Origin of the sequence: Melaminivora alkalimesophila (genome assembly GCF_000282995.1) — a bacterium.
GTDB lineage: Bacteria > Pseudomonadota > Gammaproteobacteria > Burkholderiales > Burkholderiaceae_C > Melaminivora > Melaminivora alkalimesophila.
Genome location: NZ_ALEE01000670.1, coordinates 1 through 1,519, shown reverse-complemented (window position 1 = coordinate 1,519; position 1,519 = coordinate 1). Strand labels below are relative to the sequence as shown.

The 1,519-nt window shown below is 72.9% G+C and carries 2 protein-coding genes; both read left to right on the top strand.

Annotated features, from left to right (window positions below):
* The coding region (locus tag A612_RS13110; protein WP_019374922.1) for an FAD-binding protein at positions 1 to 1,143 on the top strand (1,143 nt) is incomplete at its 5' end.
* Positions 1,140 to 1,519, top strand: a 380-nt coding sequence (locus A612_RS13105; RefSeq protein ID WP_040436889.1) for an alpha-hydroxy-acid oxidizing protein, incomplete at its 3' end; no start/stop codon positions are given. The genes A612_RS13110 and A612_RS13105, both read left to right, overlap by 4 nt.

Sequence of the window (1,519 nt, the reverse complement as noted above, 5' to 3'; positions counted from 1 at the left end):
GGCGGGCGGCTGACGCTCTTGCACCGCCACCGGGTCACCCAGCTCGACCACGAGGGCGGGCGCATCCGCGGCGCCGTGGCCACTGACGAAGCCAACGGCAGCCAGCTGCGCCTGCGCGCCGATGTGGTGGTGCTGGCCACCGGCGGCATCAACGGCGGCCATGAGCAAACGCGCGCCAACTGGCCGCCGGGGCGCCCCATGCCGCGCACCATGCTCAACGGCGCGCACCCCTTTGCCGACGGCGCGCTGCACCACGCCGCCGCTGCCGGGCTGGGCGCGAGCATCCGCAATGCCGGCGAGATGTGGAACTACGCCGCCGGCTTTGCCCACCCGCAGCCGCACTTCGAGGGCCACGGCCTGTCGGCCATCCCGTGCAAATCGGCGCTGTGGCTGGATCACACGGGCCGGCGCATCGGCCCCGAGCCGCTGGTCACGGGCTTTGACACGCACTGGCTGTGCCGGCGCGTGGCCGAGCAGGAGCAGCCCTGGACGTGGCACCTGCTGAACTGGCGCATCGCCGCCAAGGAATTTGCCATCTCCGGCGCCGAGCACAACCAGCGCATCCGCGACATGCAGTTTCCGCTGTTCCTCAAGGAGACCCTGCTGGGCAACCACCGGCTGGTGCGCCAGATGCAGCGGGAGAGCCCGCACTTCCTGGTGGACGACACGCTGGCCGGGCTGGCCGCCAAGATGAACCAGCTCACTGGCGGCCAGCATGTGCGCGCCGAGACGCTGCAGGCCACGGCCGACGCCTTCGACGCCAACTTCGCCGCCGATGGCAGCTTGAAGCTGAGCAACGACGACCAGATCCGCCGCATCCTGCACGCGCGCCAATGGGGACCCGACAAGCTGCGCACCTGCGCGCCGGCGCCCTTACAGATGAAGGGCGCGGGGCCCTTCATCGCCATCCACATGCAGCTGATCACGCGCAAGAGCCTGGGCGGCCTGGCCACCGACCTGCAAAGCCGGGTGCTGGACGGGGCCGGCAACCCCATCGCCGGCCTGTACGCCGTCGGCGAGGCGGCGGGCTTTGGCGGCGGCGGCGCCAGCGGCCGGCGCTCGCTGGAGGGCACCTTCCTGCCCGGCTGCATCCTGACGGCGCAGGCGGCGGCGGCCAGCATTACCGGCAAGGCCGTGTCATGAAAGCCCTGAGCTACCCGGCCACCGCCCTGGACTGGCGCGAGCGCGCGCGCCGGCGCCTGCCGCGCTTTCTGTTCGACTACCTCGACGGCGGGGCCAGCGCCGAGCAGACGCTGGCGGCCAACGTGCAGGATTTCTGCCGCGTTCGCCTGCGCCAGCGCGTGCTGGTCGATGTCGGCGCCGTGGACACGCGCGCCCGGCTGGCCGGGCAGGACTGCGCCATGCCGCTGGCGCTGGCCCCGGTCGGCCTGGCCGGCATGATGGCGCGCCGGGGCGAGGCGCAGGCCATGCGCGCAGCCAGCAGCGCCGGCCTGCCCTTCACCCTGTCCACGGTGGGCATCTGCGCGCTGGACGAGGTCTGCGCCGCCGCACCGGCGGG